At 37.1% G+C, this 25,397-nt stretch carries 15 protein-coding genes, 3 pseudogenes and 1 other annotated feature; of the genes and pseudogenes, 12 read left to right on the forward strand and 6 right to left on the reverse strand.

Translation table 11 applies throughout. The features are described 5' to 3' along the window. The first annotated feature begins 48 nt into the window (after positions 1-48). Positions 49-3,186, forward strand: coding sequence for a type I restriction endonuclease subunit R (locus D9K81_RS06325; RefSeq protein WP_120376018.1), 3,138 nt, complete (start codon positions 49-51; stop codon positions 3,184-3,186). 30 nt (positions 3,187-3,216) lie between these two features. Here D9K81_RS06325 and D9K81_RS06330 read toward each other — a convergent pair whose 3' ends face one another. Further along, positions 3,217-4,050, reverse strand: coding sequence for a TIGR02391 family protein (locus D9K81_RS06330; protein ID WP_120376017.1), 834 nt, complete (start codon positions 4,048-4,050; stop codon positions 3,217-3,219). Between the two features lie 556 nt (positions 4,051-4,606). Between D9K81_RS06330 and D9K81_RS06335 the strand changes: the two genes are divergently transcribed. From D9K81_RS06335 to D9K81_RS06355, 5 genes are all read left to right on the forward strand, one after another. Beyond that, positions 4,607-5,509, forward strand: a complete 903-nt coding sequence (locus tag D9K81_RS06335) for a helix-turn-helix transcriptional regulator (protein ID WP_120376016.1) — start codon at positions 4,607-4,609, stop codon at positions 5,507-5,509. 37 nt (positions 5,510-5,546) lie between these two features. After that, entirely contained in the window at positions 5,547-7,133 is a 1,587-nt protein-coding gene (locus D9K81_RS06340) for a dynamin family protein (RefSeq protein WP_120376015.1), read from the forward strand. 33 nt (positions 7,134-7,166) lie between these two features. Continuing rightward, positions 7,167-9,650, forward strand: a complete 2,484-nt coding sequence (locus tag D9K81_RS06345; RefSeq protein WP_120376014.1) for a dynamin family protein — start codon at positions 7,167-7,169, stop codon at positions 9,648-9,650. Between the two features lie 71 nt (positions 9,651-9,721). Next, positions 9,722-10,609 (forward strand): diguanylate cyclase regulator RdcB family protein, encoded by an 888-nt coding sequence (locus tag D9K81_RS06350; RefSeq protein ID WP_120376013.1) that lies wholly within the window; start codon positions 9,722-9,724, stop codon positions 10,607-10,609. Then, on the forward strand, positions 10,609-11,706 hold the full coding sequence (locus D9K81_RS06355) for a patatin-like phospholipase family protein (RefSeq protein ID WP_120376012.1): 1,098 nt from the start codon (positions 10,609-10,611) through the stop codon (positions 11,704-11,706). Before D9K81_RS06350 ends, D9K81_RS06355 begins: the two co-directional genes overlap by 1 nt. Positions 11,707-12,028: 322 nt before the next feature. Here D9K81_RS06355 and tnpC read toward each other — a convergent pair. The 3 genes and pseudogenes from tnpC to tnpA form a co-directional block, all read right to left on the reverse strand. Next, a pseudogene (gene tnpC, locus D9K81_RS06360) lies at positions 12,029-13,616 on the reverse strand (IS66 family transposase). A gap of 74 nt (positions 13,617-13,690) precedes the next feature. Continuing rightward, a complete protein-coding gene (tnpB, locus tag D9K81_RS06365; protein WP_120376011.1) occupies positions 13,691-14,026 on the reverse strand; it encodes an IS66 family insertion sequence element accessory protein TnpB in 336 nt (111 codons plus the stop codon). Further along, on the reverse strand, positions 14,023-14,451 hold the full coding sequence (gene tnpA / locus D9K81_RS06370) for an IS66-like element accessory protein TnpA (protein ID WP_120376010.1): 429 nt from the start codon (positions 14,449-14,451) through the stop codon (positions 14,023-14,025). Before tnpA ends, tnpB begins: the two co-directional genes overlap by 4 nt. Positions 14,452-14,468: 17 nt before the next feature. On the opposite strand from tnpA, the gene D9K81_RS06375 reads away from it, so the two are divergent. Further along, entirely contained in the window at positions 14,469-14,768 is a 300-nt protein-coding gene (locus tag D9K81_RS06375) for a hypothetical protein (protein ID WP_228199860.1), read from the forward strand. Here D9K81_RS06375 and D9K81_RS06380 read toward each other — a convergent pair. Then, positions 14,754-17,075 (reverse strand): annotated as a pseudogene (locus tag D9K81_RS06380) (UvrD-helicase domain-containing protein); the annotation flags it as partial. The gene D9K81_RS06375 and the pseudogene D9K81_RS06380 overlap by 15 nt on opposite strands. 51 nt (positions 17,076-17,126) lie before the next feature. On the opposite strand from D9K81_RS06380, the gene D9K81_RS06390 reads away from it, so the two are divergent. Further along, positions 17,127-18,346, forward strand: a protein-coding gene (locus tag D9K81_RS06390; protein ID WP_100249712.1) for an IS3 family transposase whose coding sequence is annotated in 2 segments (ribosomal slippage) — positions 17,127-17,403 and positions 17,403-18,346 — 1,221 coding nt in all. Because the reading frame shifts where the segments join, the coding sequence is not laid out codon by codon here. Then, positions 17,402-17,518: a sequence feature (AL1L pseudoknot), on the forward strand. (Overlaps the previous gene by 117 nt.) Before the next feature lie 29 nt (positions 18,347-18,375). On the opposite strand, the pseudogene D9K81_RS06395 reads toward D9K81_RS06390, so the two are convergent. Next, positions 18,376-18,804: pseudogene (locus D9K81_RS06395) on the reverse strand (UvrD-helicase domain-containing protein); the annotation flags it as partial. 412 nt (positions 18,805-19,216) lie between these two features. On the opposite strand from D9K81_RS06395, the gene D9K81_RS06400 reads away from it, so the two are divergent. Genes D9K81_RS06400 through D9K81_RS06415 form a run of 4 tightly spaced genes read left to right on the forward strand, consistent with a single transcriptional unit; the run spans position 19,217 to position 25,238 of the window. Next, the gene (locus D9K81_RS06400) at positions 19,217-20,299 is read left to right on the forward strand and encodes a ComEC/Rec2 family competence protein (RefSeq protein WP_228199840.1); all 1,083 of its coding nucleotides are present in this window, start codon (positions 19,217-19,219) and stop codon (positions 20,297-20,299) included. Continuing rightward, positions 20,296-21,594, forward strand: a complete 1,299-nt coding sequence (locus D9K81_RS06405; protein ID WP_120375319.1) for an ABC-three component system protein — start codon at positions 20,296-20,298, stop codon at positions 21,592-21,594. The genes D9K81_RS06400 and D9K81_RS06405 overlap by 4 nt, the downstream gene beginning before the upstream one ends. Continuing rightward, complete coding sequence (locus D9K81_RS06410) at positions 21,578-22,117, forward strand: ABC-three component system middle component 1 (protein WP_120375318.1); 540 nt, start codon at positions 21,578-21,580, stop codon at positions 22,115-22,117. Before D9K81_RS06405 ends, D9K81_RS06410 begins: the two co-directional genes overlap by 17 nt. Continuing rightward, positions 22,107-25,238: an AAA family ATPase gene (locus D9K81_RS06415; protein WP_120375317.1), complete on the forward strand. Its 3,132-nt coding sequence runs from the start codon at positions 22,107-22,109 to the stop codon at positions 25,236-25,238. The genes D9K81_RS06410 and D9K81_RS06415 overlap by 11 nt, the downstream gene beginning before the upstream one ends. Positions 25,239-25,397 lie beyond the last annotated feature (159 nt).

Here is a 25,397-nt window from a genome sequence, read left to right on the forward strand (position 1 = left end):
AGGGGGATTTTTAAAATCTAAATACTGACTTTATAAAACCAAACAAATATGACTTTTAAAAGTGAAACAGCATTCGAACAAGCACTCATTGACCTCCTTTTAAAAAAAGGTTGGCAAGATGTCATTAAAAACCCAACGGAACAGGATCTCATCGATAACTGGGCAGAGATTCTTTTCCAAAATAACCGAGAAATTGATCGATTGAATAATCAGCCTTTAACTCAAGGAGAAATGGCTCAGATTATTGAACAGATCAATACACTCCGCACGCCTTTTGCCCTGAATGGATTTATTAACGGTAAAACTGTATCCATTAAACGTGATAATCCAAATGATGAACTACATTGTGGTAAAGAAGTCAGCTTAACTATTTACGACCGTCAGGAAATTGCAGCAGGTAAAAGCCGTTATCAAATTGCGCAACAACCGAAATTCCCAACCAAATCTACAATCTTAAATGACCGTCGTGGCGACTTAATGCTGCTCATTAATGGTATGCCAGTGTTTCATATCGAGCTAAAACGCTCAGGCGTGCCAGTGAGTCAAGCGGCACACCAAATTGAAAACTATGCACGTTCGGGCATCTTTACAGGTTTGTTTGCATTGGTACAAATCTTCGTGGCAATGAACCCAGAAGAAACATGGTACTTTGCCAACCCGGGACCCGATGGCACATTTAACTCAGATTTCTATTTTAATTGGGGAGATTTTAATAACGAACCTGTGAACTATTGGAAAGATATTGCGGGGAATCTGCTTTCTATACCCATGGCACATCAACTGATTGGTTTCTATACCATTGCTGATAAAACAGATGGTATTTTAAAAGTCATGCGCAGTTATCAGTGTTTTGCTGTACATGAAATCACGGATCGGGTGGCAAGTATTGAATTGGATGGTCGAGATCGTTTAGGGGGGTATATTTGGCATACCACTGGATCTGGTAAAACCATGACCAGCTTTAAAGCAGCCCATTTGATTGCGCTGAGCAAAGATGCAGATAAAGTGATTTTCTTAATGGATCGTATTGAGTTGGGTGTGCAGTCACTTGAGCAATATAACAACTTTGCTGAAATTGAAGACTTTGTCCAAGCCACTGAAAATACCCACGCTTTGGTCAGTAAGCTCAAAAGTAAAAATCCAAATGAAGTCTTGATCGTAAGCTCAATTCAAAAAATGAGTAATATCAAAGATGAAGATGGCGGTTTAAATGCACATGACATTGAACTGATCAATAAAAAACGGATTGTCATCATTGTAGATGAAGCACATCGCTCTACATTTGGTGAAATGTTGATGACCATTAAAGATACCTTCCCACAAGCAGTATTCTTTGGTTTTACAGGTACACCAATTCAAGAAGAAAACGAAAAAAATATGAATACCACTGCAACGGTATTTGGTAATGAATTACACCGTTACAGCATTGCAGATGGTATTCGAGATAAAAACGTTTTAGGTTTTGACCCTTATTTGGTTTCAACCTATAAAGATTCTAAATTGCGTAAAGAAGTTGCACTGTATCAGGCAAAAGCCAATACAGAAAAAGAAGCCATCGATGATCCTGACAAAAAAGCAGTCTATCAACACTTTATGGACAGTAAGCAAGTTGAAATGGCAGGGCGTATAGATAAGTCTGGCAAATACATAAAAGGAATCGAAGACTATCTGCCAACATCACAATATCATCGTACTGAGCATCGCAATAAAGTTGTTGAAGATATTAAAGACAATTGGATGCAGTTTAGCCAAAATCATAAATTCCATGCCATGTTTGCAACCAGTAGTATTCCTGAAGCAATTGAGTACTATCGACTGATTAAAACGTCGATGCCAGAGCTAAAAGTCACAGCCTTATTTGATCCAAATATTGATAACAATGGTAATGCTGCCTTTAAACAGGATGGCTTAGTTGAAATTATTCAAGACTACAATGCACTTTATGGTGTGGACTTTAGTTTAGCTACTCATGCCAAGATGAAGAGAGATATTGCAGATCGCCTATCACACAAAGAAGCCTATAAACGCATCGAAAATACGCCTGAAAAACAGCTTGATCTGTTAATTGTAGTGGATCAAATGCTGACAGGTTTTGACTCAAAATGGGTTAATACGCTGTATTTGGATAAGGTATTAGAATATGCAAACTTAATCCAAGCCTTCTCACGTACCAATCGCTTGTTTGGCAAAGATAAGCCATTTGGCATTATTCGTTATTATCGTCGTCCGCACACCATGAAGCGTAATATCGATGCTGCGGTAAAATTATATTCAGGTGATAAGCCATTGGCTTTATTTGTCGATAAATTGCCAAGCAATTTAAAAAACATTAATGACATCTTCGAAAAAATTGATGACCTATTTAAAAATGCTAATGTATCTAATTTTGAGAAGTTACCAGAAGACGATCAGTCATGTGCATTATTTGCAAAACTGTTTAAACAACTCAACGAATATCTTGAAGCGGCTAAAATTCAGGGCTTTAAATGGGATAAGTTAAGTTATGAATTTACTGATGAGCATAAAAAGAAATTTACGATTCAATTAAAGTTGGATGAACAAACCTTCTTAGTTCTGGCACTGCGTTATAAAGAACTGTTCTCGAATGGCGGTGGTGGCGGATCAGGTGGTGGGAGCATACCTTTTGAAGTAGAAGGCTATTTAACAGAAATCGATACAGACAAAATCGATTCAGATTACATGAACAGTCGTTTTGATAAATATCTGAAAGCACTGCGTAATGGTGATTTAGAACTTTCTATTGAAGATGCGTTAAATGAATTGCATAAGAGTTTTGCAATGCTCAGTGCCGAAGAACAGAAGTTTGCCAATATCTTCTTGCATGATGTACAGAGTGGAGATGTGACTCTTGTAGTTGGTAAATCGTTCAGGGATTACATTACTGAGTATCAATTCCAAGCACAAGAAGATGGAATTCATGATCTTGCAGAAGCACTAGGACTCGATGAAACGAAGTTAAGACAACTCATGAATACGCAGGTGACTGTAAACAACATCAATGAGTTTGGACGTTTTGATGAGCTTCTAGCTTCGGTGGATAAAGCCAAATCAAAACAATACTTAGAAGCTAAAGACGGAGCTACTATTCCTCCTTTCAAAGTGAATATTCGAGTGGATGCAATGTTGCGGAAATTCATCTTAAGTAACGGTAAAGATTTAGCATAGTGATATAAGACAAGGCCATATGGCTTTGTCTTATTTTGATTCTATTGTTATTGCTTCAGCTTCTAGTAGGTATAACTCATTGATCAATAAAAACTCTCGGTACTGATGAATTAAGTTTTCATCTTTCTCGCGATGGGCACGAGCATTCCTGAATGCCATATATGCACCCGTAAATAAATTGATTCGACCTTTGATCTCGGCACTGTCTGGTACATCCCAAGTGAGAATGGCATTTTCACCTTGAAAGACTTGAGCAAATAGCTTGGTGCTATGCTCACGAATACCTGTACGTGTACGAATAATATCTTCAAGACGTTTATACGCTTTTGTTAAAGCAGAGTCGGGATCTTGCTTAAACAGTAACGCTAAGTCAAAAATTCTGTCATCAATAATGGAGTAGGGTAATTCTAAAGGGTAGTAACACTTTGACTTAGTATTTTGAGCTACTTCATTTTCGAAGGGATAGATATAATCATGTAGACGAATAGGACGAATGATTTTTTGCTGATAAATAAAATCGATATCCTGATCATTTAATGATGAGTTATTCAATCTATTGAGAAGCTTTGTAGGTATTAGAATTTCTTCAGTTTCAATTCTATGTTTGCTTAAAAGAGCTAATGCTTTCGCTAGGCCCTTTGGTCCTTCACCTGAATAACCAGATGTAAAGCCAGAGCGAATGACGTAATAATTTTCGGTTAGATCTTGCAGGATAAAGGCATGAGATTGTTTACTTGTCAGCAATAGAGCGTAACTTAGATCTGCATGAGTTTGGATCAAATTGTGCAGGCTTAATAGACATGTTTCTGTCATGCCTTCTTCACCTAAATAATCGACACGATAGTAATTTTCTGTTTTAAACATTTTTATAAATAGAGAATTATTGTTCGAAAAGATGATGGGGTAAATTGGGGTAAAAATCTAGTACTTCAAATTTTCTAATAGTTAGATTTCATTAAAGATTTCGGGTGAGTTCAATTGCCACCACCTCCTTTATTTAATAACGATTTCAAAAAGAAGAAAATTAAGAAATATAATAAACTTTTATGACATCTCCTGTCATTTTCATGCCTTATCTTCATCTTTCAGTTGAATAGTTACTTTAAGCAAATCAAGTTTAAAAGCAATATTGAAAGGAAATTTACATGAAAATATGTCCTTATACATTTACCAATAAGCATAAGATGAAGGCATTAAAGCGTATTTTTAGGGCTTTTCTTTTTGGAAAAATAAATAAATTTGAGTTGAAAAAGTACTATGTAGCCATGTTGCATTTGGAGCGTTATTTAGATCGACTAAACTCTATTTAAAGAAAAATGAAGCTTATTTTTTTTGTGAATTGGTGTAACTTTTTGTATTTTTAATGTGTTATATTTCAAATATAAATCAAGTATTACTTTTGAATAATTAGAGATAATCTATGCAACGTGATGATTCTATTCATGAGCGTTTAGCTGACAGATTGGCCAATATTTTAACAAAGTTAAATATGGGGTATCAGTTAAGTATAAAAGAACTCGCCGAAGAGTTTGGGGTAAGTACTCGTACGATTTCGAGAGATTTTGATCGCCTCACTACTTATTTGCCGATACAGCAGGATGTTGAAAATAAAAGATATTATCTGGAGTCAAATTATTTAGGGAAAATTGCTCCGAAGGATATCCGCAATTTTGCACAGCTATCAGGAATTAGTCATTTGTATCCGTCATTGGATATGTCTTTTCTACGTGAACTTTTAGATAGTCGAGCTCATCAGATTTATAGTGCTAAGGGGTACTCTTTTGAAGATGCAAGTCAGTTTAAAGGACTATTCAAAGTTCTTGGAAAAGCAATTCAAGAATATCGACAAATTGGTTTTGTATATAAAGGAGAACCTAGACTGGTTCAACCTTATCGCTTGATTCATCATCATGGTAGTTGGTATTTGGCAGCAGTTAGAAAAGATCAATTGCGTACTTATCGCATTTCACATATTCAGCTTACGCACTCTTCGCATGATTATTCACAATTTATTCCAGATCAAAATATTGTAAAACTTGTGGAAGATGATGACAGCATCTGGTTTGGACAGGATAAACAGGAAATCATTTTATCTATTGATAGTCAGGTTTCTTTTTATTTTAAGCAACGTCCGATACTGCCCGAGCAGCAAATTGTCAAAGAGTTACATGATGGTGGATTGCTGGTTTCTTCTAAAATTATTCATCATACCCAATTATTACCTTTAGTTCGCTACTGGATTCCACATATCAAAATTGTGAGTCCTAAAAGTTTACAAAACGATCTTGAACGGGGACTAAGGGACTATTTAACAAATTATTAATTTAGGGCTTAAGATAAACAATATTGGTTTGGAAATAATGAAAAATACTGTAATACAGAGTTTAAGAGTAGATGTACAAGCATTATTACAGCTCGGACAAAAAACTATTCAACAAATTGTAGATCAAAAATTTTTAATAAATACAGAGTTTGATGAGGCATCTGCATATCAAGCGATAGAGGTTCTTCGTGGGGAACATATCAAACTTGAAGAATTAGAAATGGTGCTTGCAGTGGTTGGGACTATGAAAGCAGGTAAATCGACCACAATTAATGCCATTGTAGGGACGGAAATTTTACCGAATCGTAATGCACCAATGACAGCCATTCCAACGTTGATTAAACATACTCAAGGGCAAAAACGGCCTCGTTTTATTTTTTCAGAAAAAGCGAGTCAGCCAATTAATCAACTTGTTCAGGATTTAAAGAAAGCTTTTAAAGATAAAAACTATCAACAAGAGCTTGAGCGACTTAAATCGGATTATGATTTATATGAATTAGTTGAAAAAATACAGAAAGGCATTAAGGTCGTTAATCGGGCACTAGATGAGCATCGTGTTATTAAGGCATTACAAGCCATTAATGATCTAGTGCGTATAGCTCCAAAGTTTGGTTTAGTGTTCCCATTTGATCAATATCAGGAAATTGATCAATTACCTGTGATTGAAGTGGAATTTGCGCATTTAAAAGAAACAGAAGAAAATGTAGGGAAACTAATTCTGCTTGATACCCCAGGACCAAATGAAGCAGAGCAAGCACATTTACGTCCACTACTACAAGATCAACTTAAAAAGGCTTCTGCTGTATTGGCGGTAATGGACTATACCCAGTTAAAGTCCGAAGCAGATGCTCAGGTTCGGGATGATTTAAAAGCAATTAGCAATATTGCTCAAGATCGAGTTTATGCTTTGGTGAATAAGTTTGATAACTGTGATCGTAATGGAATACAGGAAAGTGATGTAAAAGAGTTTGTTGAGGGATTAACAGATGGTTTAATAAAAAAACATAATATTTATCCTGTATCTGCACGCTTTGCCTATTTGGCAAATAGGGCCAGACATAATTGTTTAGAGGATGGTTCATTACCTGATATAGAGGATGCTGCATGGGTAGAAGATTTTTATCAGGAAGCAGGTCTACGCAGAGAATCTCACCGTACTCCAGAAAGAATTGCAGAGGGTATAGAAGACTTGTGGGGAGATTCTAAATTTACGCAACCCTTGAAAGAAGTGATTGAGGTTGCACATGATAAGGCTGCATTAATTGCTTTAGAATCAGCATTAGATAAATTGGCTAATTATACAAATCAGTTAAATCCAGTTATTTCTGCTTTTGATAAATCAATTTATTTAGAAAATCGAGAGTCAGAGAAAATAGTTTTAGATTTACAAAATGATTTGACTGAAATTGAAAATATATTAGATAGAAAAGAGAATCTTGTGAATGATCAATGGCGAAATACTATAAAAAGTTTACGTGAAAAGCACACTCGAATTTTTAAGAAATATATGCAAGTACTGAGATTAATAAGGCAAAGAGAAGATTTAAATGAAATATTGTCAACTATGACTTTAGTAAATAAGTCTACTCAGATATTAAAAAAGCGTTTAGTTGATATAGCTTAACTTAGTAATTTAGAATTTAAGGGGGATGAGTGTATGAGTAATTTTGTTGAAAACTTAAGAGAAGAAGCACAAGTTTTATTACAACTTGAGCAAAGTCTTTTAAATCAAATGACAGACCACGGTGTTTTGGATAAGCCAGATGAGAATATCCAACAACTAGATAATACTAAAGCTAAATCCAAAAAATCAGATAAGTCAAAAGATACTAAAATTGAGGAAACTGAACAATCTGATCGTGCAACAATTGATACCGAATCAGTGAAGCAAGAAATTGCGACATTAAGGGGAGAGGGATTAAAACTTGCTGAATTGGAAATGGTACTTGCCGTTGTTGGGACAATGAAAGCAGGTAAATCGACTACGATTAACGCCATTGTCGGAACAGAGATTTTACCGAATCGTAATGCACCGATGACAGCGATTCCAACATTGATTAAACATAGCAAAGGTCAGAAACAGGCACGCTTAACATTTACCCAAAAAGCCAGTCAACCTGCAAATCAACTCATAGAAAATTTAAGAGAAAGATTCAAAGATGAAAAGTATCAGGAAGAACTTAACAAATTTAAATCAGATAAAGATTTGAATGTCACGATTGAAAGAATCCAAAATGGCATTCAGATTGCCAATCAAGCATTAGGTGAAAAAGAGATTTTTGACTTTCTTGTTTCTGTAAATGATTTAGTTCGTATCGCCCCTAAGTTCGGTGAAAAGTTTCCATTTGATCAATATCAGGAAATTGATCACTTACCTGTAATCGAAGTGGAGTTTACGCACCTAAAAGAAGTCGAAGAAAGTTCAGGGAAACTGATTCTGCTTGATACCCCAGGACCAAATGAAGCAGGGCAAGCACATTTACGTCTAATGCTACAAGATCAACTTAAAAAGGCTTCTGCTGTGTTGGCGGTAATGGACTATACCCAGTTAAAGTCCGAAGCAGATGCACAAGTTCGTGATGATTTAAAAGCAATTGGCAATACAGTTAAAAATCGTATCTATGCTTTGGTGAATAAGTTTGATAATAAAGATCGCAATGCCATGAAAGAGGATGAAGTTAAAGAATTTATAACAGGTTTAACCGATGGATTAATCAAAAAAGAAAAAGTCTATCCTGTATCCGCAAAGCGTGGCTATTTAGCAAATCAAGCCAAAAATGAACTTAAAGATGATGGTTCATTACCTGATATAGAGGATGCTGCATGGGTTGAAGATTTTTATAAAGAGGCAGGGTTACTCAGGGAATCTCGTCGTACCCCAGAAAGAATCGTAGAGGGAATAGAAGATTTATGGGAAGACTCTAAATTTAGTCAACCTTTAAAAGAAGTGATTGAAGAGTCTTATAAGAAAGCAGCATTTTTTGCTCTTGACTCGGCAATTGATAAATTAAATGAATGTTCGGGAAAGATAAATACGATCTTGGCTGTTAAAGAGAAAGCAGTTCAAAAAACTGCTAGCGAGTTGGAGGAATTGGTTGAGAATTTAACCAAAGATATTGTAAGTATTAACCAAACTCAATCAGAAGCTGAAAAATCAATTGCTCAACATCGAGAAAATTTTTCAAAAAATATTGATGTTATTATTCAGAAAGAGTTTGATGATGTACGGAGTGAAATAAATAAGAGTATATTTAGTGGGAATAAGCTGTCTGCTGATTTAAAAAAGCAAGATAAAGAACAACAAAAACAAACAGAAAGAAAAAGCAGATCATTCTTGGACTCTATGTTTAGATCATTAGAGAAAATGTCTAGGAAATTTGAAGATTTTCAATATGATTCTAAAAATCCAGTGATTAATTTTGGTGATCATAAGGAAAAAGCGCAAGAGTTTTTAGATAGTCTTGCAGAAGTCATTTCTAAATCGAATGATGAAACCAATAGAAATATTGAGATTGCACTTGATACCTTGTTAAATACATTTGAAACAGAGTTTAAAGATAAAATTAGTGTAGAAGCTCAAAAAACGATTAAACAGATCAATAAGACACTCAATCAAAGTGGTTTTGAAGATATTGAATTAAAACTCCCAAGTCGTAGAAACTTGGATCTAAAAGTTTCAAGTGCAAAACTGATGCAGGATGCTTTGGTTGAGGATAGTCGTAAAGAAACTTATTCTAGGGTTGTAAATAGTTGGTGGGGACGAACTAAAAATTGGTTTAGTAATGATTGGGGACGAGAAGATTATACTGTAACTGTTAAAGAGTATAAGGTAGATATGAATATAATTAAGCTACAGGTTGAAAGTAGTTTAAAAGAAAATCAGGAATTATTGAATCAATCTATTGCCAAGAATATCGAAAAACCTTTAGAGGAAACTTCACAGCAGTTCTTTAAAGATTTTAAAACTAAAGTCTCTGGTTTAAGAAAGGATATTGAGAATAGTCTGAATGATAAGGAAAAGTCTAAACAAGATGAAACTCAATTCTTGGAAGCTGTTGTATCAATGAAAAAGATATGTGAAGGTGTGAAAGAGCGTATTTCGATGCTGAGAACTACTGTAGCGGAAAATATAAAGGCATAGCTTTAATTTTTGTTTCACTATCGAGGTTATTTGAATGATCAAGAATAACCTCATCTAAAAAGGTTTAAATCATGCAGTGTGAAATATCAAAAATTATGCCTTGTATTGCAGATAAATTTGTCATTGAAATTGCAAATAGTATTCAAGTTTCGCAAGATCATGTCAGAGTTCAATCAACTAGATTGGGAAAAGTTGCTCGTTTAGTTGATGGCTTTACAGGTGCAGGAGCAAAACGCCAGCAGCAAATTAATCAAAATTTAACAACAGGTTTAAATTCTGCTTTTGAATGGCTAAATACTTTAACCAAAGAGCTAACACTGGGTTTCTCAGCTATTCAGGTTGCCAATCAAAAAATTACTGAGGTTCAGGATGCTGTAACTGATTTAGCAGGATTCAGTGTAGAAACCCGATACTTATTAGAAGAGTTATCTGTAAACCTACATGATCGTTGTGATAACCTTGATGAGAGATTGTCATTGGTCGAAGCTGAAAATAAAGCTGAACGACAAATTACTTTATTGTTTAAACAGTGGGCTGCTCATGATTTTGATCAGATTTCTCCATTATTAAGGCTTTATACTGTTCTGGAAAGATTGTACTGGGGGGATTTTGGTGATTATTACCGACAATATCATTCAGATCATAAAGCTAAAAAATTAATTCAGGATTTAAAGCAACGTATTCGTTTAGAGGCAATACAACGTTTACAAGTAGACACAAGCATAGGGAAGAATGATTTTTTACATCCTTTACAGTGGGCAAAACAAAATGATAGAGAACTTAGTCTCGACTTAAAAGAAACCTATGCTTATATGGGAGACTGGACAGATCCCGATAAAACACCATTCAATTATTTTGCTTCACAACAACCTGAACAGCTTTCCTTATACTTACCTCGTATTTTAACGTCTGAAAAATTAACCAGCCATTCATTAAACGAAATGTTTGGGGTGCGATAATGGAAAAATTAATTAAAACAGGTTTAATTCTATCAGGTGGTGGCGCAAAAGGGGCTTATCATGTAGGAGTTGTAAAGGCACTAGCAGAGTATGGTATCCAAGCTGACGCGATCGCAGGGGCGAGTATTGGCGCCTTAAATGGTTCTTTACTAGCAGCCAGTCATTCCATGCAACAAGGATATGAGCATTTAAATCGGGTATGGCAAACCTTAAGCCAGCAGTCACCACTGAAATTCCAATCCAAAAATTTATTTGTTCCACAGTATCTAGTGCTATTGGCAAGTTTTGGCTTACGTTTAAATATCACAAATATTCTGCCTTTTATTGCTTATCGTAGTGTAAAGGGCTTATTAAAACAGTTTGATATTTATCCAGAATTCCTTAAAAAACTTGAAGATCAATTGGGAAGTAGAAATAGTGTATTAGATAATTCACCACTTACAGCACTGATTGATGAATATCTCAATTGGCAGGATTTGCAACGTGGAACACCACTATATGTTTCTGTTTATAAAAGTAATGGCGGACTAATTGATCTAATGGGATGTATCGCTGCAATGCTGGATATGAAAGATACAGCTCCATCAGAGTTTTTTTGCTTACAACAGTTTTCAGAGCAAGATTGGAAAAATGCGTTAATGGCTTCGGCTGCTTTACCTTTACTGTATGAAAGTCAGAAAATAGGAGATAATTCTTTTACTGATGGTGGGCAAGGTGGATGGAAAACAGTACAAGGCAATACACCGATTACACCATTGGTTGAAGCAGGTTGTAACTTGGTGATTGTTAGTCATTTGTCTGATGGCTCTTTATGGGATAGGCATAATTTCCCTGATACGACAGTTGTGGAAATCCGCCCACAAAAAGAGATTAGTCGGGATGGGGCAAAAGATTTATTAGCATTCGATAGCAGTCGGATCAATGAATGGATCGAACAAGGCTACACTGATACAATTGCTTGTATTGGTAAAATAAAAGAAGCTCTGGATAATCGTAGCCATTTAAAGAGTATAATGCAAGAACAGCAAAAAGCTGAAAAAGTGATGTTGAGTAGTTCAGAACGGATGCATGAGATAATGACAAAAATAAGAAAATAAATTAAATATCTAACTTGAATCGTTTATGAGTATTTTTTTTTTGAAAAGAGAACGATTTTAACTATTACTTGTGTGCATTACTCTAGCCGTTCACTGACAGGGCAAGTTCATCTAATAGGATTTCAAAGTAGAAATTCTCCTAAAGATACAAGTTGGAGCTTTTGCATAAAAATATTTATGCTAGTAGGCATTGAAAATATTTAGCCTCAGTGCATTTCATATGTAAAACACTGAACAAGCATCCCATGCCTTAGCGCATGGGTTTTTTTATGCACACTTCATTTTATTTAAAAGGTAAGCATCCAGTGAAGCCCACTTGAACTCAAGCAGGCTTCCAGTTATGCGGCAGCAGCGCTTCGATATCTTTCATTTTATGTGTTGACAGCCTTTTCAACACATCACTGAGATAGGCATACGGATCAAGACCATTCAGCTTGGCTGACTGGATTAAAGTCATGATGTTCGCTGCCCGTTGACCACTACGCAGTGATCCTGCAAATAGCCAGTTTTTTCTGCCTAATGCCCACGGACGCATCTGGTTTTCTATCCAATTATTGTCTATTGGCAAATTGCCATCATCCAGATAACGGCTTAAGGCAGACCAGCGTTTTAGGCTGTATTTGATTGCTTTCGCTGTAGGTGTAACTCTTTGGTACTTTATCTTGATATTCTTTCAGCCAGACATACAGTTGACGCATGATCGGTTGACTGTCCTGCTGCCTTCGCTGGTGGCGTTGTTCGGCACTACAGTCTGGTATCTCTCGTAATTCTGCCTCAATTTGGTAAAGCTGTTGAATCAATTGCAGAGCTTGTTCGGCAATGAGACTTTTACCCGTCACATGCAGCTCATGGAATTTACGACGGGCATGGGCCATACAACCCACTTCAATCATCTGACCTGAGGCAAAACGTGCCTTATAACCACTATAATCATCACAGATCAGTTGACCTTGCCAGCCTTTTAGGAAATCTTCGGCATGTTGACCTGATCGACTCGGTTGAAAGTCATAGATCACCGCCTGAATAGAGTTGTACTGTGTGGTGGCATAGGCCCAGACATAACCTTTCTTGGGTTTCTTCTCGGCCATCTGCATCACGGTCACTGGTGTTTCATCTGCATGAATCACCTGTTGTTGTAATATGATCTGTTTTAAGGCTTCTGCTAGTGGTTCTAACTGTACACCACATTGACCAACCCATTCCGATAAGGTTGAGCAAGCAAGATCAACCCCGACACGCTGATAGATCAGACGTTGACGATATAAAGGTAAATGATCCGCATATTTTGAAACCAGCACATGGCTGAGCAATTCAGGTGTAGCAATGCCTTTATCAATCACATAAGCAGGCATCGGTTCTTGAATCAAGGTATCACACTGATCACAGACCCATTTGCCACGGATATGCTGTTCCTTGTAGAACTGTGCTGGTCTGAAATTGAGTTTCTCGCTCAGGTCTTCACCAATACGACGAAGCGTGCAGCTACAACTGCATTGTGTCGATGAAGGCTCATGCTCTATACGAATGATGGCTAGATGATCTGGCAGCGGTCGGCGTTTCGGTTTTATTGCTTTGGTTTCAGCCGATTTGGGTTGATCCGCATTCAGTCGTTCCAGTTCTAAATCAACGGCTGCGATATCTTCTTCAACTGCTTCATCTAACAAGCTGATTTGTTTGGCAGTGAGGTGTTCATTCTTCTGAGCAAATTTATGCCGTTTAAACAGCGCAAGTTCATGCTCGTATTTTTGTGTGAGTACAGATAGGTGCTGAACTTTGGCATCGAGGTGTTGATTGGATTGTTCGAGTTGTTGTTTATCTTCTACAAGTTGCTGATTCTGCATTGCCAACTGCTGGGTAAATTCCAGCAATTGTTCATGGGTCAGTTGGCTTAAATCAGGCAGCATATTCATGACCGCAGTATGCCTGAGATCAGGTTAGGGATGAAATAGGTCGTTTGGAGGATGGTAAAATAAAGGTATCTGGTTTAGATCATTGTGACCACGTGCTGTTGCCCAATTCTCTGCCAAGCTAAACCTTGAATTAATGCCTGTAATTGTTCCGCATTGATACTCATTGTTTCACCCTGATGAACCTTCGCCCAGTGGAACTTCCCTTGTTCCAATCGTCGGGCACACAGCCAAATCCCTAGACCATCATGTACCAACACTTTCATACGATGGCCTCGTTTATTACAGAACAGATAGGCACAATGCGGTTTAACATCACCAAAGGCTTTCAGGACTTGAGCAAGTGCAGTATCTGTACCTGCTCGCATATCCATGGGTTGGGTAGAGAGCCAGATTTCATCAATGCGGATCATTTGATCAAACCTTGCAGCAGAAATAGTAATTCAGTTGTTGATTCCACAGGCCATTCGATTTCAATCATTTGATCTCTTTCGGAACCTGGTCCCTCATGCAGTGGAATCCTGATATGAGCAGGAGCTTTCTTCTCAGGCACAGGTGATGGAGATGTCTCTTGTTTGACTGGCATCGAGTGAACAATGACAGGAAGAAAGTCGGTCTGTGGGATAGGCAGGCTTTTTAATGGAGGGGGCATTGATTCGGACTGGCGAATCCATTTATGCAGTAGATTAGCATTGATCTGATGTTGCATTGCCACGTTAGCCACTGATGTGTCTGGCTGCTGGCATTGTTGAATAAGCTGATGTTTAAATTCGGCTGTGAAAGTTCGGCGAGGCTTTTTTTGCGTTGGTGCACTGTCTATAACTGTCTTTAAATCCATAAATAGGTGTCCACTTATTGGTTAGTGGACACTATCGGGGGATTGATCCACTAAAAATAGTGGTGATTCACTGGAGGCTTACGCTTAAAGTGAATGGTATTATCGCGGATATTACAGCAGGGCAATTTAATGAGGCTGAAAATTCGATAATTATTGATGAACATGGTTCTTGGCATAATAAATTTTTCTATATATTGAATGCATATACGCCTTCAATAGACTTTGAAAATTATGTAGATGAATTTGATCAGCCAACAATAGAAAACGATTATTTAATGATTGTTCAACAGATTCATCAGAATTCAACGACGCTTTAAACTCTTTTTGTACCCACAATTTGGGTAGCGATTGCAACCTAAAAATGCTCCATAAGGTCCACTAGTTATTTTCCTGAGTCTGCCTTGCCCACATTTTGGACACAACCATTCTGCTGGGATATTACTATTAATTGGTTTATGCTCGTCTTGAGGTATATGGATAAACTCCTTAAAAATAGGATCTTTGGTAATTTCTTCAAGAAAAACTGAATTACGCTCACCAATTAAATAAACTTTTTCCTTTGCACGAGTCAGTGCAACATAGAACAAACGGCGCTCTTCAGCATAGGCATGTGTCTCTGGTTGTGGTAAGACTAAGTTGATAAGAGGATCATCTTCTTTTTCAGAAGGGAATGCACTATTACCAGTATTTAAGCCTAGAAGGATAACATAGTCTGCCTGTAAGCCTTTTGATGAGTGAATGGTTTTAAACTCAAAAGTACAATTTCTAAGAAATGGCAAAATACTATCTAAATTAGGTTTATGGTGTTTATAACGACCCAAAATATAAATGGATTTTTTCTTGCCTGAGCCTGTATTGGCATTATTAATTTCCATAATGGTTTTAGTCAGGTATTCGTTAATTTCCTGAGTTTTTGTTAAAAAGTTTATTTCAACCACTTTACTACTGGTCTTATCAACGGCGTTGACGATTTTTTGAAGTTGAGATTTATTTTTTTGGATAAAGCCACTGGCAACATTGGCGATACCCTGATTGGAGCGGAAAGTCTGGGTAAGCTGTGTTTGTTTGGTATAACCAAAGACCCTTTCAAACTGTGTGAAAATACTGATGTCTGAACCTGCAAAGCGGTATATAGCTTGCCAATCATCCCCAACACAAAACAGTTTTGCTTCCGGTACCTGATTCAATAAGGACAGAATGAGTCTAGCTCTAGCCTGTGATGTATCCTGAAACTCATCCACGATAATAAGCTTGAAAGGGCTTTTGTATTTCTTTTCATTAATTAACTGAGCAGACTCAATCAGCAGGTCATCAAAATCGTATTCTTTCTTAATTTTTAAGAACTGGTCATATTCTTGGTAAACCTTAGAAAATAACTGTAAAAAAAGACTCTCACGTAGGCTGAGGGATGGTTTAGCTAATAGGCTGGTAATATTAGCTTGATTAGACTTGTAATGACTTAAAAAACTTGCATAAAGATCATTCGCATCATATTCATAAATAGACTGTGCCTTGGCGTTAATCTCAGCGAGACTGCGTGGCTTAAATACCTGTCCCCTTGATTTAAGTTCCTGTTCCAGCTTCTTAAAAATAGCACCCGTAATAAATTCATGAAAGGTTGTACTGATTAAATCAGTTTTATACTTTTGATGAGTTTCTGACTTCCATTTCATGTCATCCAAATATTTTTGCCCAAAATGTGCAGGTGTTTTGCCATATTGGTCTACAGCATAATGTTCTAGATATAGATTTATTTCAGGCAGGTAAAAATCAGGCTTATATTGGCGGTGGGCTTCATCAGCTGTTTGATGCTCATAGTTTCTTTCGTATTGATAAGGAACTCCTTGGCTATATAACCAGTTGGCTATTGCTTTTTCGCCATGGGATTTAACAATCTCTCCCTGATAGGTTTCGAAGCCATCCTTGAATCTGTCAAATGATCGTTTCTGTGCCTTTTCCCAATCATTTCTAGTCTTAAAAGCAAAAGGGGACAACGGGGCTCTTAAATAAGCAGTTTTAAATAAAAGATACTTTTCCTGAAAGTCTGGGTCTGTTTCGATTAATTGTTGAATAATCCGATTCAGGAGGGCTTGAGGCTTTCCTGCATCGTTGGATACAGATGGGCTTTTACCTGTTGCTTTTCCAATGACCTTAACACCAAATTTATGGAAATTAAGTGCTTCAACATTAGTATCAAAATTGGAGAGAATATCCTTTAGCCTAAAGTTAATACGTTCACTCAGTTCTTCACCTGCATTTTTATTGAATGCCAGAACAAGAATCTCTTCGGGTTTATAGAGTCCGGTTAATAGGGCATATCCCACTTTTCCAACAATCGTTGATGTTTTCCCCGAACCCGCCGCAGCAACCAATAAGTTGCGGTCTTCAAAGATGATGGAGGAAACCCGTTGTTCATTAGTTAGTGGCGTACTCTCTACCTGATCGAAAAATTGCTTAAAAGCTTTTAACTCACTTTCAACGAAGCGTTTATTTTTGGTATCAATAGCGTAGTTTGCCTGAATCGATAGTTCAATAAATTGTTGAAGTTGTTCAAATTGATTTTGTAATACTGGCTCAAATGCAAAAGAGCTATCCCGTTGAATGAGACTGCCAAATTGTTCTACTTGAACCGTACCGGGTTTGTCGGAGAGTCAATATTCTGAGAGACTATCCCGATGACAAAATTAAAATATGCCCCTGAAATCAGAGAAAGAGCGGTTCAATTATTGATTGAATCTGAAAAAGATTATCCATCGAATTGGGCTGCGATCACCGCTATTGCTCCCAAGATAGGTTGTACTCCTGAAACACTACGTGTTTGGTATCAAAAATATTTAGATAAACTAAATCCAGTTAAAGTACAGCAGCTTTCAGACCAAGAACGTATCAAACAACTCGAACGCGAAAATAAAGAACTGCAACGCGCCAATGAGATTCTACGTAAAGCAGCCGCTTTTTTCGCCCAGGCGGAACTCGACCGCCCACACAAATAATGGTGGATTTTATCCATAATAATAAAGAGCTGTACGGAGTCGAGGCGATTTGTAGAATTTTACCGATCGCACCCTCAACCTATTACCGGACTCTAGATCTCTGCGAAAACCCAGAACATCGAGCAAAGCGAGATCTACATGACTTGCATCATGCTGAACAAATTAAACGAATTTGGAAGGAAAGTTCAGGTCGATATGGTGTACGTAAAGTTTGGCAAAAACTGAAACGTGAAGGCTATATTATTGCACGCTGTACAGTTGCTCGATTGATGCAAAAGCTAGGTATACAAGGTGTTTGGCGAGGTAAGAATAAACAAACTACCCATAGCCGAGATGATCAAAAACGAGCAGATGACTTGGTGAAACGCAATTTTAGTGCTGATCACCCTGACCAGCTGTGGGTCGCTGACTTTACGTATATTCAAACAAATTCAGGCTGGGTCTATACCGCCTTTATTATTGATGTGTTCTCGCGAGCAATTGTTGGATGGAAAGTATCAACACGGATGAATACAGACATGGTGCTCGATGCACTGGAGCAAGCATTGCATGATCGAGGCATGCCAAAGAACGTGATTCATCATAGTGACAGAGGTGTGCAATATCTTTCCATTCGTTATACCAATCGTTTAGAAGCAGCAAATTTACGAGCATCAGTCGGTACGACCGGTGATTCATACGATAATGCTTTGGCTGAAACAGTGAATGGCTTATACAAAACAGAGGTGATTGAATATTTAAAAGCAGATTGGCAAGGTTTAGCGGATGTACAACTTGCGACATTAAATTGGGTAGATTGGTTCAATAAAGAGCGTGTACATAGTGCACTAGGTTATGTGCCACCTTTTGATTTTGAAGCAATGTACTATGATAAAATTAATCCGTTAGGTCAGGTGGCCTAACTTAAATAAAAAAGTCTCCGACAAACCCGGTACGGTTCAACTAGGGCTTTGGATCTTTGTGATAAATCTGATCTAAACAGGTTGCATAGACGATAGGATAGGTAAAGTTTTTGTTGGATAAAATTTTGGTATTCTCTTAAAAATGGTTTTAAAGTTTCCTTAATTTTTTCAGCATTTCTTTTATTTCTTAGGAATTCTGCATCATGAAGAAGCGCGATTTGAAACTCTTCAACTTGTGTGTTGAATATACCTTTGAACTGAAAATTTTGATCGAGCGTTTCCAGTGTTAATGATGACCATATCCAACCTTTCTGAATATGTGTTTCTAGCACTTGTTCAGGATTAAGCTTAATGGTTTTGGTATCCAACTCAAGTATCAGCTCAGGAAAAATATAATTGATTCGCCATTTGGTGGAACCTGCAAAGATGTAGCTGAGTAAACTTGGTCGAATATCCAGATGGTTTAAAAAGATTTTTTAATAGTTAAAGATTTATAGTTAATTATAGAGTTTACAGAAAATTGATTCAGCCTTTTTTTATGATTTTAACATCATTGGATAAACTTATCGTTATTTTTGTAGATTTACATAAACAATAGCGAGTTGAAGAGGGGGGCTTTTGGAATTTTTTTAATAAATTAGATAATTAATGAGTAGTGTTTATACACCTGAATGAAAGTAAGATTTATAAGTTTCTTAGACAGAGTTTAGTTTAATCTCTGCAAACGAACATGTTGTTCTGCGAAAGTAGTACATTATTAAGTTGAAAGTTATTTAATTATAATAAGAAACCATGAATTTGGCATTGCTTTCTAATAAAATTGAACATCATTTTTAGGTTATAATTTTATCGGTAAATAACAATGAGCCGATGGCGCAGAATGGTTATACAGAGAGAATTATGGGTGTTATTGTTCGTATCCTCAAAGCAAATCATGGAGATTGTTTCTTAGTTAGCCATGAGAGCGAATCAAGTGTTTTTAATATATTAATTGATGGTGGACCATCAACTACTTTCAAGTATGGTCCTAGACAACGCTATTCAGGGGCGCTGTGTAATGTTCTTGATGATCTAAAAAAGAAGGGACAGCACATTGATTTAGCTATTTTAACTCATATCGATGATGACCATATACATGGCCTAATCAAAGCTTTTGAAAAACCTGATTATCTTGCTCAAATGGTCAAACTGATCTGGTTCAATTCATCTAGATTGATTACAAATAGTTTTGACGCTTCAGAGATCCCTGAAAATAATATTTTATTGGCTGGTAATTCTCCCCAAACGAGTGTGCAACAAGGCAAGGATCTTGAAACTTTACTTGATGAGATTGAGTGTGTACGCGCACCACTTATCATGGCAGGGCAAGTCTATAATTTAGGCCCATTCACTTTGAGAGTATTGTCACCTGAACGAAGTCAACTTGAGCGACTCTTACATAAGTGGCCAACCGAAGTTGAATTAGGTGCAACCTCATCGTATGACAATGATTACAGTCTTTCATTAAGCGAGATATGGGCAGAGGATAAGTTTGTCTCAGACCCGTCTATTTATAATGGGAGCTCTATTGCATTTCTTCTTGAATCTGATGGCAGAAAAATGCTATTCCTCGGAGATGCACATGATCAAGTTGTTGCAGATAATATAAAAGCATTAGGTTACAGCGATACAAATAAGCTTAAACTTGATCTCGTGAAGATTTCACACCATGGTAGCCAGTACAATACGAGTTGCGAAACTCTTTCACTTCTAGATTCACCATGCTACGTGATTTCCACCGATGGGTCAAAACATGGTCTTCCTAATAAAAGGACTATTGCGAGGATACTCAAAGTTACAAATGGTAAGATTGTCTTTAATTATAGTCATGTAATTGCGTCATTACTTTTGCCAGGTGAAGTCGATGACTTTGCTTCTCGACTAGAGGGACTTGATAGTGAGATCAGGTTATGACAGTTTCCGAATTAATCCAATCTTACTGTGTCAAGGTTAATGGGGGGAGTGGTGTACTCGTCAATGCCATGACACTAGAGTACTCCTACGTTCTAACAGCAGCTCATGTACTTGATGGTATTACAGTTCATGAGGTTTTTGACTATCAAGGTAAACCTGTTGAAGTTTTAGAAGTGCTCAGACATGTTGAACCCTTCGTTCCTGAAACATTATCAAATGATTATGCAATTTTAAAAGTTAGTTTTCAGACACATGTAACACAAAAAATATTTACTGCGGAGGAGTTACCACATCGCGCAGACTTAACGTTAGTTGGATATCCAAAGTTAGAAAGGACTAGTCAAACCCCAATAAAGTTTTATGGCGGGCATATGACCAATGTGAATGATCATCTTATTTTTTTCACAATTGACGGTATCCCAAGTAGGCCTGAAATCGAAGGGATGTCTGGTGGAGGTACTTACTTCCACCAAGATGGGCTAGTATTTCTCACTGGTGTTGAATTCAGAATGGATGCAAGTGAAGAAGATCAGCAATTTGGTCGAGTACAATGTCATAGTTTATCGAAGTATCATGAAATCATAAAAATACATAAATGTGCACCAATGATTCCTGCTCATCTGGAATGCTTTTCAAGAGTTAGAGAGAAAATATTTGCGTTCAATGTTATTGATCCAGACAATATCCGTCATTTGAAAATAGCTTTAGAGAACTTTACTAATTCGCTTATTGATAATGGTATGCCTCCACCATATAAAATTCTAGAAGAATATGGTTCACAGCTTTTAGTAGATCCACTGAAATCTGATGAGCTGAATAGTTTAGAGCTATGGGAAGCTTATTTAGAGTTTTTGGTAATTTGTGCACTGATGGATAATAGTGGCAAAACGGATGATGTTTATATAGAACGTCTAGGGCGAAAGCGCAGGTTAATGTATACCAGTAGTAGTGATAACTGGATTAGACGCCTAGAAGAGTTTCTTAAAGCAGCACGTAGACTTTTGGATGAAAATGGTACGTTAATTATTGCATCACCAGATGCAGCGGCAAGAACACTTCCACCAGATTTTCAACTAAAAAAGGTAATAGGTAACATTGCTTTAGTGCCAAATCAGGGCCCACTCGCTCCAATTGATGAAGTTGAAAGTTTGATATATTCAAGCTTTAACTTAAGTCATTTACAAGGACTGCGTAAGACTTGCGTAGTTGATATAGAAGATGAATATCAAGTTGTTGCTACAGCTAGGGAACAGTTGCAGTTATTAAAGGATAAGCTTAATGAAATTATTAAGTGAACAAGCTGATTTTCGTGCTCTCTGTGAAGAATATGGAAATATGAGCTTCCATATGTTCTGCTCAAATCATTCCACACAATTTATCTCCTGCATAGCGTGTGTATGTGAAAAATCAGAAGATATAGTTGAAAATTGGCAAGCAATTCAAAATTTTATTTCTGTTTACCATCAGCCTTCAGGTAGTTTAGCAGCTTGGAATGTATATTTAGCATTTGTAACACGTAGTCGTGTTCCCATATGGGAAAAATATCTAATACAAAATAACAAGTTTGTTGCTCGTAAGATAATACTTGATGAATACACTGGAGTACCTAGCCCTGAGCAACTAGTGATTGAGTTAGAGAAACAATTATTGGGTTCTGATTTAATGCTCAATCAACGAGTCGACGAAACTATAGAACCAGTGTTGTCTTTTAGAGAGCATTTCCGTGGTATACCGTTGGATTCTAAAATAGAGTCGAAAGAAAAACGGGCTTTAATAATCAATAACCTAATTGAGCTTTTTCATCAGAATGAAAATTAAAAAAGTTGAAATCGAAGCATTTCGTGCTTACAAAACAAAGGCAGATGGGACTTTTGATTTTACGAATGAAGGCGATAATCCTTCAAACTTTGTTGCGATCTATGCGCCAAATGGTTTTGGTAAAAGCTCGTTTTACGATGCGGTTGAATGGGCTGTAACCAACCATTTGGAAAGGCTTGGTGGGGAATATAATAAATCTAACTTTGAAAGGGCTGCTAAGTCTACTAAGCACCCAAATGAAGGTCAAAAAATTCTACGTAACAAATACGTTGATAAACAAGTGATTACAAAGGTCGCAGTATCCACAACAAGGCCGATCCCTTTTGAGAATGAACTACCGAAACTTCGTGCGAATGGGCGGGACTTAAGTTTTGGCGATAACAGTCAACGGAGAAATGAGTTTTTCCGACGTGTCGTTTTGAGCCAGGATGAGATTGATAGATTTCTCAGAGAAGCCAAGCCGCAAGAGCGATATGCTAAATTCATGGAAAGCTTTGGCGGTGATACTGAAATAGCTCGCAAGGAGCTGTCAGCACTTATCAGCGATAATAATGCAGAGCTGAGTGTTCTTAATAAGCAATGTCAGTCGCTTATCGAAGAGTTGAAACAACCTATTAATCCTTCTATATTCGAGCATTTCAATTCAGTTGCGGCTGAACTTAATGCGGCGGGTGAGAATATTATATTACCTGATGAAAAATTTTCATCTCAGAGTGAATATCAACTTAACGCTAGCCTTGTAGCGCGACAGCATGAACTGAATACGTTGCTCCAAGCGAAAACAAAAACATTAGAAGTGCTGGCGGATAGGTTGGCGAAAATGCCTGAAATAGAGCGCCATATCAACTATCAGGTAGAGCAAAAACCTCAACTTACTAGGCTATTGAAAGGGGTTGCCGATGCCGATAAGTATCAGATGCTATTCGATTCATACAACAAATGTATGGAGGATCAAAAACAAGCACATGTGCATCTGACTCGCCTTATTGAAATCGCTGAGAACACAGAGACTTTTTTAATAACTGAGTCACGTCTTCTTGAATTATCAACAATTCAAAAGGCACTGACCGAAGAACGCTCTAACAGCATTTTTAACCTTACTAGTCTTGAGCAGCAATTAATCGAATTGAACAGCGAACTTAAGATTGCTGACGATAGAGCTTTGCTATTAAGAAATTCTGTCGACAATGCTGGAGCAGTCTATGTGTTACTTTCAAACCATCGAGCTCAGATTGGTACTCTAAGCCAACAAATTACTGCTAAAGAAATTACTATTCAGGTAGACAAGATCCAATTAGATGAATTGAATCGCGAGTTAAAAGAGGTCTCCGCATTAAGCATTACATCCAATTTATTATTAACTGGAAATGTAGGGGTTTTACTTTTTGATCAAGATAAAATTGAACAATTGAGAAGATGTCAGGCTGACCTTGATTTGATCGAAGTGCATAATCAGGCTCTCTCTGCCACTCAGAAAGCCTTAACTGAGCAGATGGAACAGCACGAGCAACTGGTTGCCATAGGTTTAGATTATCTTGCTGTACAGCCGTCTCATATTTGTCCTTTATGTACAACTCATCATTCATCTACAGAGACTTTGCTAGAAAAGGTTACGAGCCAAAATCTGATGTCTGAATTGAGTTTAGAAAATTCCAAAAAGCTTTCACTTTCCTTCATGCGCCAAAAAGAACTCAGAGAAGCAATACAAGCGATTACTGAGCAAGCAGTTGAAGCTCAGGTTCAGCAGCTCGGTAGTCTACATAAAAAGCTCACTGAAGTTAGCGAAAGACATGCTCAAGCAGTGTTTGAGAAATCTACCTTAGAGGCAGAATGCAATACCTTAGAAGTTGGAATAACTGAGCTGGAAAAGTTAGTTTGGGGGCTTTCAAATGATGAACTAGTATCTCGAGTCGAGACAGAGCTTAGCCAACTTGCGACAAAACGCTTTAATCTGCTTGAGCGTCAAGCTGAATTGTCTAATCAAGTTCAATCAGTAACTACATGGATCAAATCTAAAGATTCTGAGTTGTGTGCATTAATTTCTGAAAGTGAGAGAAAAAGTAGTGAACATGTCTACGTTACAATTAAGACATACCTAAATGAAAATGCTATTGCTGCGTCAGAGCTCAAAAAGCATTGTGAGACTAAGAAAATCGAGTTTGATACAGAGGTACTCAAATATAAAGATGCTTGTGAATCCCTAGCTAGCCAATGTAACTTGTTGAAGCAGGAAATGATGGCTGATGGTACATGGATGGATTTTGCTAATTTAAAACTGCAGAAGGTTAATTTGGAAGTAAGTTTTACTCGTTCCCAAACGGCTGTAAACAGTTTTTATGAGAGCTTATCCGATATTATTATCGTTCAGCCTGAAGATACTGTGGAGAAAGTCAAAGGGATTATAACAGGAGCAATTGAAGATTGTCGGCTCCAGACTCAAGAGCTTAATAAGTTGTTAAATAGTATTAAGTTGCTCCTAGAGCTTATGGTTTCATTTAAGCCCTATATTAAACGTATTTCTCTTCAGGAGGAGTTTACCAACGTAGAGAAGCTGCTTGAGCAACGCAATCGAGTCGATGTGGCTCTGAAAGAAGAAAGGGATAAAATTGTAGATAGCCTAAAAATGCTTATTAATAACTTTTTTTATGAAGATCTTATTAATTCAATTTACAGGAAAATAGACCCGCATCCTGCCTTTAAAAAAGTGGAGTTCAGAGCAGACTTTGATTCCGATAAACCAGGTCTAAATATTGTGGTTAGCGATGGGGCTGGAGGGTTGATATCTCCGATCCTTTATTTCAGTGCTGCTCAAACAAATATTCTTAGTTTGAGTGTATTTCTTGCGAATGCGCTTCATGCGAAGGATGATGAAGGTAATCCCATTAACGTTATTCTGATTGATGATCCAATCCAATCAATGGACTCTATTAACATACTTTCGACAATTGATCTCCTCCGAAGTATTTGCTTACAGTTTGACAAACAAATCATTATTTCAACGCATGATGAAAACTTTTTTAAATTACTTCAACGCAAAATTCCGACACAAATTTTGGGATCAAAGTTCTTGCAATTGGAAAAGTTTGGTGTTGTCGTTTCAGTCGATTCGTTCGTCAACTAGCTTTTTGATTGCTAATCCACAACAGAATGCCTATGCTAAACGATATAGTTGACGATAGTTTATAATTTTAACCAGTTAGCGAATGAAATTTTAGGTTTATCTAAAATAAATTGGATTACCTTGGTTATTTTCTAGATTAACTGTCACTTTGGAATCAGC

Origin of the sequence: Acinetobacter chengduensis (assembly GCF_003664645.1) — a bacterium.
GTDB lineage: Bacteria > Pseudomonadota > Gammaproteobacteria > Pseudomonadales > Moraxellaceae > Acinetobacter > Acinetobacter chengduensis.

Excerpts from the sequence above, each read along its gene's own strand:
- D9K81_RS06405 (WP_120375319.1), top strand. The coding sequence starts at position 20,296 with ATGACAGTTTCCGAATTAATCCAATCTTACTGTGTCAAGGTTAATGGG.
- D9K81_RS06350 (WP_120376013.1), top strand. The coding sequence starts at position 9,722 with ATGCAGTGTGAAATATCAAAAATTATGCCTTGTATTGCAGATAAATTT.
- D9K81_RS06415 (WP_120375317.1), top strand. The coding sequence starts at position 22,107 with ATGAAAATTAAAAAAGTTGAAATCGAAGCATTTCGTGCTTACAAAACA.
- D9K81_RS06325 (WP_120376018.1), top strand. The coding sequence starts at position 49 with ATGACTTTTAAAAGTGAAACAGCATTCGAACAAGCACTCATTGACCTC.
- D9K81_RS06345 (WP_120376014.1), top strand. The coding sequence starts at position 7,167 with ATGAGTAATTTTGTTGAAAACTTAAGAGAAGAAGCACAAGTTTTATTA.
- D9K81_RS06340 (WP_120376015.1), top strand. The coding sequence starts at position 5,547 with ATGAAAAATACTGTAATACAGAGTTTAAGAGTAGATGTACAAGCATTA.
- tnpB (WP_120376011.1), bottom strand. The coding sequence starts at position 14,026 with ATGATCCGCATTGATGAAATCTGGCTCTCTACCCAACCCATGGATATG.
- D9K81_RS06400 (WP_228199840.1), top strand. The coding sequence starts at position 19,217 with ATGGCGCAGAATGGTTATACAGAGAGAATTATGGGTGTTATTGTTCGT.
- D9K81_RS06355 (WP_120376012.1), top strand. The coding sequence starts at position 10,609 with ATGGAAAAATTAATTAAAACAGGTTTAATTCTATCAGGTGGTGGCGCA.
- D9K81_RS06335 (WP_120376016.1), top strand. The coding sequence starts at position 4,607 with ATGCAACGTGATGATTCTATTCATGAGCGTTTAGCTGACAGATTGGCC.
- tnpA (WP_120376010.1), bottom strand. The coding sequence starts at position 14,451 with ATGGATTTAAAGACAGTTATAGACAGTGCACCAACGCAAAAAAAGCCT.
- D9K81_RS06330 (WP_120376017.1), bottom strand. The coding sequence starts at position 4,050 with ATGTTTAAAACAGAAAATTACTATCGTGTCGATTATTTAGGTGAAGAA.
- D9K81_RS06410 (WP_120375318.1), top strand. The coding sequence starts at position 21,578 with ATGAAATTATTAAGTGAACAAGCTGATTTTCGTGCTCTCTGTGAAGAA.